General features: G+C 74.2%; 9 protein-coding genes. 5 read left to right on the top strand and 4 right to left on the bottom strand.

Annotated features, from left to right (window positions below; translation table 11 throughout):
- Together LLG88_15380 and LLG88_15375 are read left to right on the top strand one after the other, a co-directional pair.
- The coding region (locus LLG88_15380; GenBank protein MCE5248289.1) for a response regulator at positions 1-1,146 on the top strand (1,146 nt) is incomplete at its 5' end.
- Entirely contained in the window at positions 1,128-1,502 is a 375-nt protein-coding gene (locus LLG88_15375) for a response regulator (GenBank protein ID MCE5248288.1), read from the top strand. The genes LLG88_15380 and LLG88_15375, both read left to right, overlap by 19 nt.
- A gap of 33 nt (positions 1,503-1,535) precedes the next feature.
- On the opposite strand, the gene LLG88_15370 is transcribed toward LLG88_15375, so the two are convergent.
- On the bottom strand, positions 1,536-2,657 hold the full coding sequence (locus LLG88_15370; GenBank protein ID MCE5248287.1) for a KamA family radical SAM protein: 1,122 nt from the start codon (positions 2,655-2,657) through the stop codon (positions 1,536-1,538).
- A 125-nt stretch (positions 2,658-2,782) separates the two neighbouring features.
- Between LLG88_15370 and efp the strand changes: the two genes are divergently transcribed.
- Both efp and genX read left to right on the top strand, forming a co-directional pair.
- Positions 2,783-3,346: an elongation factor P gene (gene efp / locus LLG88_15365; protein ID MCE5248286.1), complete on the top strand. Its 564-nt coding sequence runs from the start codon at positions 2,783-2,785 to the stop codon at positions 3,344-3,346.
- A gap of 8 nt (positions 3,347-3,354) precedes the next feature.
- On the top strand, positions 3,355-4,590 hold the full coding sequence (gene genX / locus LLG88_15360; protein MCE5248285.1) for an EF-P lysine aminoacylase GenX: 1,236 nt from the start codon (positions 3,355-3,357) through the stop codon (positions 4,588-4,590).
- Between the two features lie 19 nt (positions 4,591-4,609).
- Here the strand turns inward: genX and LLG88_15355 are convergent, their stop codons facing one another.
- The gene (locus LLG88_15355; GenBank protein ID MCE5248284.1) at positions 4,610-5,218 is read right to left on the bottom strand and encodes a hypothetical protein; all 609 of its coding nucleotides are present in this window, start codon (positions 5,216-5,218) and stop codon (positions 4,610-4,612) included.
- Between the two features lie 301 nt (positions 5,219-5,519).
- Here LLG88_15355 and LLG88_15350 point away from each other — a divergent pair, with 301 nt between their 5' ends.
- Positions 5,520-5,726, top strand: a complete 207-nt coding sequence (locus LLG88_15350) for a cold-shock protein (GenBank protein ID MCE5248283.1) — start codon at positions 5,520-5,522, stop codon at positions 5,724-5,726.
- A gap of 99 nt (positions 5,727-5,825) precedes the next feature.
- On the opposite strand, the gene LLG88_15345 is transcribed toward LLG88_15350, so the two are convergent.
- The gene (locus LLG88_15345; protein MCE5248282.1) at positions 5,826-6,599 is read right to left on the bottom strand and encodes an ABC transporter ATP-binding protein; all 774 of its coding nucleotides are present in this window, start codon (positions 6,597-6,599) and stop codon (positions 5,826-5,828) included.
- Positions 6,600-6,738: 139 nt separating this feature from the next.
- Positions 6,739-7,746: hypothetical protein (locus LLG88_15340; GenBank protein MCE5248281.1), on the bottom strand; the 1,008-nt coding region annotated here is incomplete at its 5' end.

Raw genomic sequence — 7,746 nt, 5'->3', positions numbered from 1 at the left:
CACGAGGCGCTCGGAACGCTCGCCGGCGGCATCGCCCACGACTTCAACAACATCCTCTTCGGGGTGCTCGGCTACGCCGAGCTGATCGGCATGGACCTCCCGGCGGACGGCGCCGCGGCGCGCAACCTGCGGCAGCTCGGGCGCGCCGTCGAGCGGGCGCGGCTGCTCGTGGCGCGGATCCAGGCGTTCGCCGGCGGCGCCGAGCCGCGGATGGAGCGGATCGATCTCGGCCCGTTCGTCGAGCGGGTCGGCCAGATGATGCGCGCCGAGCTGCCGCGATCCGTGCGGATCCTCCTCCCGCGGGAGGCCCTTTCCCTGACGGTCGAGGCGGACGCCGCCCAACTCGCCGAGGCGCTGGCGGCCCTCTGCCACAACGGTGCGGAGGCGATGGGGAAGGGGGGCGGCACGCTCGAGCTCTCGCTTCGCGCGCTCGACGTCGGCGCCGAGCCGACGCGGGGGCGCGGCGCGATCCGGCCGGGACGCTGCGCGTTGATCGGCGTGTCCGACACCGGCCAGGGGATCGAGCCGGCGGTGATCGACCGGATCTTCGAGCCGTTCTTCACGACGAAGGGGGTCGGCGAGGGCTCGGGGCTCGGGCTCTCGGCCGCCTCGGGGATCATCGCCGCCCACGGCGGCCGGATCGACGTCTACAGCGAGGTCGGCCGCGGCTCGACGTTCCGCGTATTCCTGCCGCTGGTCGCGGAGGAACGGGTCGAACCGCCGCCGCTGCCGACGTCGTGCGGGAACGAGCGGGTTCTCCTCGCGGACGACCAGCCGGAAGTGCTCGACTTCGGCCGGCAACTGTTGGAGCGTCTCGGCTACAAGGTCGCGGCCTACGCCCGCGGCGACGCCGCGCACGACGCGTTGGCCGCGGCGCCGCGGGAGTTCGACATCGGCGTCGCCGACCTGGCGATGCCGGGGCTGGACGGGCTGGAGTTGGCCCGCCGGGCGAGGACGCTCAATCCCGGCTTGCCGGTGCTCCTGACGACCGGTTTCGGTCTTAGGATTGCGGAACTGCGGGCGGAGGAGACCGGCGTGGGCGCCGTTCTCGCGAAGCCCGCCGACGCGCTCGAACTGGCGCGCGCCATCAGGCGGCTCCTCGACGGAGCCCGCGAAAGGGACGAGCGATGCCACGAGTCCTCGTGATCGAAGACGACGAGCAGACGCGCGACATGCTCAAGCAGCTGCTCGAGCGAAACGGCTACGAGGTGGACGCCGCCGAGGAAGGCGTCGCCGGCCTCAAGGCCTTCAGGAAGCGCGAAGCGGACGTCGTGCTGACCGACCTGCTGATGCCGGGGAAGGAAGGGCTGGAGACGATCCGCGAGCTGCTGGCCGCGCGGCCCGGCCTGCCGATCATCGCGATGTCCGGCGGCGGGCGTCTCGGGAATCTCGGCTACCTCGCGGCGGCTGAGAAGATGGGGGCGGCGCGGGTCTTCGCCAAGCCGATCGACATCCCGCTGCTGCTGGAGACGATCAAGGAACTGACGACGCCGCGCGGCTGACGTTTCGGCGCCGCGCGCCGCGGCGGCCGAGGATCAGCGTCGCTTTCCGCGCCGCGCCGTCGCGCCGTCCGAATCGCCGTTCCGCGCGATGTCCTTGTAGAGGCTTTCCCGCCCGTCGGCGTGCCGCGCGACGTAGAGGCCGTCCGCGCGGCGCTCCATCGTCTCGACGAGCGTCTTGCCCGAGCCGTCGGGCAGGTCGAGGACGTACGACGGCATCGCCGGGCCGGGGATCGACTCCCGCACCGTCGCCGCGATTCTCTTCCCCTCCTCGATCGTCACGCGGAAGCGCGCTCCGCCGGCGACGCGGTCGGGGTGGTGCAGGTAGTACGGCTTGACCTGCCGCGCGTAGAGGCCGAGGAACAGCTCGGCGAGCGTCGCCGGATCGGCGTTGACGCCGCGCAGCAGGACGGTCTGGTCGAGGAGCGCCGCCCCCGCGCCGCGCAGCCGGGCCAGCGCTTCGTCGACGCGCGGCGTCAGCTCCCGCGGGTGCGCGGCGTGGACGACGATCCAGAGCGGCCGGGGCGAGGCGGCGAGCGCGCGGACCAGATCGGGCGTGATCCGCGCCGGATCGTGGATCGGCGCCCGCGTGTGGACCCGCACCGTCGCGAGGCGCGGCAGGCGCGCGAGCGCGCCGAGCGCCGCGGCGAGGAACTCGTCGGGAAGCGTCAGCGGGTCGCCCCCGGAGAAGATCACTTCGCGCAGCCGCTCGTCGCCGGCGAGGCCGTCGATCGCCGCCTCGATCTCGGGGAGCGTCGGGTCCGCGCCGTGCCCGGCGCGGAAGCAGTAGCGGCAGTAGAGATGGCAGCGCGAGGTAAGCAGGAAGAGCGCGCGGTCCGGGTGCTTGCGGACGACGAACCGCGGCTCGGCCAAGGCGGCTTCGCCGACCGGATCGTCGATCGCCTCGGGGTCGGGCCGGTTCTCGGACGGATCGGGCCAGACGATCCGTCGGATCGGATCGTCGGGGTCGGCGGGATCGGCGAGCGAGACGTATCCCTCGGGGAAGCGCAGCGGCAAGCGACGCGCCGCGCGCCGCGCCTCGTCGTCGAGCGTCGCGCCGAGCCGCTTGGCCGCCTCGGCGAGCGGAAGCGGCCGGTCCCCCGCGACGAGTCCGCGCCGCGCCGCGGCGCGGGGGGCTGCCTTTTGGAAGTCGTTCATTGACCCTATAATGCGCCGGTCCGACGGCCGCCGCCGTCGGTGTCCGTCGGCTCATTCCAGCGGCTGCCCAGCCTCGAACGATCCGTTTTCGGCTCGGGCGCAGCCCCGGCCGAAGAGGTGCTTCCGTGTACGACACGTCCGATTTGCGCAAGGGAACCAAGATCGAGCTGGACGGCGAACCGTACGTCGTCGCCGACGCCCAGTTCGTCAAGCCGGGGAAAGGGAACGCCTTCACCCGCTGCAAGTGCAAGAGCCTCGTCAGCGGCCTCGTCGTCGAGCGCACCTGGCGCTCCGGCGAGAAGATCGACGAGTGCCATCTCGACGAGCGGGCGATGGAGTTCCTCTACCGCGAAGGCACGCAGTTCCACTTCATGGACACCGCCAACTACGAGCAGATCGAGCTCAACGAAGAAGGCGTGGGCGACGCGTGGAAGTGGCTCACCGAGAACCTCCCGGTGACGATGCTCTTCCACAACAACGGGCCGATCTCGATCGACCTCCCGAACTTCGTCGAGCTGGACATCACCGACTGCGAGCCGGCGGTGAAGGGCGACACGAAGACCAACGCGATGAAGCAGGCCCTGCTCTCGACCGGCGCGAAGGTCAACGTGCCGATGTTCGTGGACAACGGCGAGCGGATCCGCGTGGACACGCGGACGGGCGAGTACGTGGAGCGCGTCAAGCGCTGAGCGCCGCGATGGACCTCGGTCCTTTCGTCCCGCTGCGGGCCGCGGTCGCGCGGCTCGCGGCGGGGTTCTCGTCCGCGCCGGTCGCCGCGCGTCTCGAACGCGACGGCGCCGATCTTCTCCTCGCCGACTCTTCCGGCGTCGCCTCGCCGCTCGCCCCCGTCGTCGGGGCGGCGGAGGGGGACCTCGTGTCCGGGCTGCTGCGCCGCGGCGCCGCCGGCTTCGCGCTCGACGCGGCGCGGGTGCTGGCGCGGCGGGCCGGCCCGCCCGCGCCGGAGGACGCCGACCTGCCGCGGCGGCTTCCGCTGCTGCGGCGACGCGCGGCGATCGTCGCCGCGATCCGCAGGTTCTTCGCCGAACGGGACTTCCTCGAGGTCGAAACCCCGACGCGCGTCGTCTGCCCCGGAATGGAGCCGCACCTCGCGCCGCTCCCGGCGGGCGAAGGGCGCTGGCTGATCACGAGTCCGGAGCTGCACCTCAAGCGGCTGCTCGCGGCCGGCGCGCAGCGGATCTTCGAGCTCGCGCGCTCGTTCCGCGGCGACGAGCGCGGCGAGACGCACCTCGTCGAGTTCACGATGCTCGAGTGGTACCGCGCCTTCGAGGGGCTCGACGCCCTCGTGGCCGACGTCTCCGGCCTCCTGCGCGCCGCGGCGCTCGCCGCGGGCGCCGACCCGTCGCGCGTGCCGGGCTGCGACCTCTCGCTGCCGCCGGAGCGGCTGACGGTGCGCGAGGCGTTCCGCCGCCTCGCCGGAATCGACCTCGCCGCAAAGCGCGAACTGCCGGCGCTGCGCGCGGCGGCCGAGGCGATCGGCGTGCGCACGGCCCCCGACGACGACTGGGACGAGATCTACTTCCGCATCTTCCTCGAGCGGGTCGAGCCGCACTTGGGCCGGGGGCGGATCACGGTGCTCGAGGAATATCCCGCCTCGCAGGCCGCGCTGAGCAACGTCCGGCCCGATCCGGAATGGCCGGTGGCGCTGCGCTTCGAGGTCTACGCGGGCGGAATGGAGCTCGCGAACGCCTTCGACGAGCTGACCGATCCGGCGGAGCAGAGGCGGCGGCACGAGGCGGACCGCGCCTATCGGCTCGCCCACGGCCTCCCGGCGCCCGACCTGGACGAGGCGTTCCTCGCCGCGCTAGAGGCGGGGCATCCGCCCGCCGCCGGGATCGCCCTCGGCGTCGACCGGCTCGTGGCGCTGGCGCTCGGGGAGCGGGACATCCGGCGGGTCGTCGCGTTTCCGGAGTGACGCGGGGAAGCCCCTCCGCTCAGCGGCCGGCCGGGGCCGCGGCGCCGCCCGCGCGCGGGGCGAACTGCTGCCGCGGCGCCGGCGCCGGCGCGCTGGGGCGGGGCTGCGGCGACTGGGCTTGCGTTCCCCGATCGGGCTGCGGGGATTGGGGCTGAGCGCTCGGGCCGGGCTGCGGCGCCGGCTGCGTCGGCGCCGGCTGGGGCGCCGGCCGATACCGCCAGAGGCCGTCGTAGCGGAGACCGCCGCCGAGGCAGGCGCCGTTGAGGCAGGTCGCGCCTCTGAACCGGCCGACGGGGAGGCCGAAGTACCGCGGAGAGGAGACGATCCAGTCCGACGTGAAGTCCGTCGGCTCGGCGTCCCGCTCTTCCCGCCGCTCCCTCGCCCATTCGGCCGCCGCCTCGCGCCGCGCCTCGATCCGCGCGTCGCCGTCGAGCTGGCGCAGGACGTCGTCGGGGATCTTCAGCTCCAGTCGCCAGTCCTGCGCGACCCGGAGCGGGCCGGGAACGCTGGCCCCGGGAAGCGGGGGCAAGTCCTCGTTGGTGATGACCTTCGGCTTCTCCGACGCGTCGCCGGCGAAGGCCGCCGCGCCGCACGCCAGGACCGTCGCTCCGATCAGCCAGCGGACCATCGCTCCCTCCGGACGCCCCGCCCGGGGCCCGGGCCGCGCGCCGAAGCGCGCCGCCCATGGACAATTATGCGGCCGGGCGCGGCGCTTGCCCGCCCGCGGGGGCGTCAAACCTTCGGCGCCGACATTGCAAGTTTTGCGGAAGCGACCGATACTGTCTCAGTTCGCACCAAAAGGCGGTCCGTCCGTCGAACCGGAGAAGTTTCGCGGGAGCGTTTTCCGCCCTCCGGCAAAATGGATCGGCCCGCCACAAGCGCCGCCGCGGCATCGTTTGTGTGCGGAGGCGAAGAAAGGTTCCACAGCAATGGCTCAGGGCAAGGTGAAGTGGTTCAACGACGCCAAGGGTTATGGTTTCATCAGCCAGGACAACGGTCCGGACGTCTTCGTGCACTACAGCGCGATCGAGGGTTCCGGCTTCCGCTCGCTCAGTGAAGGCGAAGCGGTCGAATTCGAGATCACTCAGGGGCCCAAGGGGCCGCAGGCGAGCCACGTCCGCCGCGCCGGCAACTGATTCACTCGCAATCACGACCACAACAGCCCCGCGCTTCGGCGCGGGGCTTTTGCTTTTGGTCCTCCGCCGGGCCGAGGGCCGCGGACGCGGCTCTCCGCGTCAGGCGGGGATGATCGCGCGCGGCTCGTCGAGCGCGATCAGGCGCACGCCGAAGGCGGCGCGCGCGGCGTCGCCGGAGAGGACCGCGGCCGGCGCGTCGTCGCCGACGATCCGCCCTTCGTGCATCAGCAGGCAGCGGTTCGGTCCCCGCGCGGCGAGCACGACGTCGTGCAGCGAAAGCACGATCGCGCGTCCTTCCGCGGCCCACGCCGCGAGAAGGTCCATCAGCGCGCAGGCGTGGCCGACGTCGAGCGCCGTCGTCGGCTCGTCGAGCACGAGGATCCGCGCCTGCTGGGCGAGGGCCCGGGCGAGGTAGACGCGCCGCCGCTCGCCGCCGGAAAGGGTGGGCAGCGGACGCTGGGCGAGGTGCGCGACGTCGGCCCGCTCCATCGCCTCGCGCACCGCGGCGAGGTCGTCTTGGCGCAGCGCGCGGAACGGGCCGGCGTGGGGATAGCGCCCCAGCCGCACGACGTCCTGCACCGTCAGCCCGAACTCGGTCCACGTCTCCTGCGGCAGGTAGCAGAGTTCGCGCGCCAGGGCGCGGCGGCGCCGGAGGTCGAGCGGCGCGCCGCGGAGCAGAAGCGTCCCGGCGCTCGGGGCGAGGATGCCGGCGAGGACGCGGAGCAGCGTCGTCTTGCCCGCGCCGTTCGGCCCGGCGACGGCGACCATCTCCCCGGCCCGCAGCGAGACGTCGAGCCCGCGCAGGATCTCCCGGCCGCCGAGGCGGACGACCAGCCCGCGCGCCTCGAGGACGATTTCGCCGCCGTGGTTCATCGGGCCGTTCGTACCACGCCCGGCGCCGCCGCGCCACGGGACGAACGGCGGGATCGTCGCCCGGCGCCCGCCTTCGGAGGACGCCGCGGCCTGCGCGACTCCCGCCGAGGCCCGCGGGTCGCCGACGGCGGCACGGGGCTCAGCTTCCGAGGACGCCGCGGCGGCCGTCGACGAGGACCGCCGACGCGCGCGTCGGGAGGCCGGTGAGGTCCCAAAGCGGTTCGCCGAGCGCGGCGACGACGCGGCGCGGCCACTCGTTCGGCGCGGCCGCCGCGGTCCACGGGAAACGCGCCGCGGGGCGGCCGTCCTCCAGCGCGACCCCGCGCAGGAGCGTCGCGCCGGGGAGGATCAGCGCGGCCGTGACCGCCGCCGCGTCGGGCGGCCAGTCCGCGCGCAGGCGCACGCCGGTCTCGAGCGCCCTCAGGCCCGGAACGGCCGGGCTGCGCCAGGACGGGCGGCTGAGCGCCGGCGCGGAGGGGACGAGCCGGCCGGCGCGGACGAGGACGCGCGGCGCCTCGCGGCGTCCCTCGTCGGCGTCCCCTCCGTCGGTCTCGAGCGGGAAGGGAAGGCCGGGGTCGGCGGCGTCGAACGCCAGAGCGGCGACGGTTCCCGGCGTCCGCCGTCCGGCTTCCCAGAAGAAGGCGGCGGCCCGCACGAGGTCGGCCCACGCGAAGAGGTCGAGGACGAGCGGCCGCCCGGCCCGGCAGAGTTCCGCGACGTCGATCGTCGGCAGCGCGTCGTCCCATCCGGCCGTCTCGCGCCGCGCGGCGTCGAGCGCCGCACGCGGGGGGACGGCGCCGGTCGCCGCCTCGTTCTCGGCGCTCTCCCCGTCGAGGACCGTCGCCGAGGGAAGTTCGCCGCTCCGGCAGGTGATCTGTCCGAGCTCGCCGCCCCGACTGGTGATTCGTCCGCGCCCGTCGCCCGACGTGTCGTCGAGGACCGCCGGAGGGGGAGCCGCGCCCCGCTCGACCAGCAACGTGCGGGCGAGCCGCGGCGCGTCGGGCGATCCGCCGAGCAGCAGCTGCGCCGACTCGATGCGCCGCGTCGCGGCCGTCGCCCCGCTTCGCTCCTCGACGAGCGCGGCGCCGCGGCGCACCGCGACCTCCGCCCCGGGAAGGCCGGTCGCGGCGAGGAACGCCGCCCGCCA

Source organism: bacterium, from assembly GCA_021372775.1.
Classification (GTDB): Bacteria; Acidobacteriota; Polarisedimenticolia; order J045; family J045; genus JAJFTU01.
This window is presented reverse-complemented; position numbering and strand designations above follow the sequence as displayed.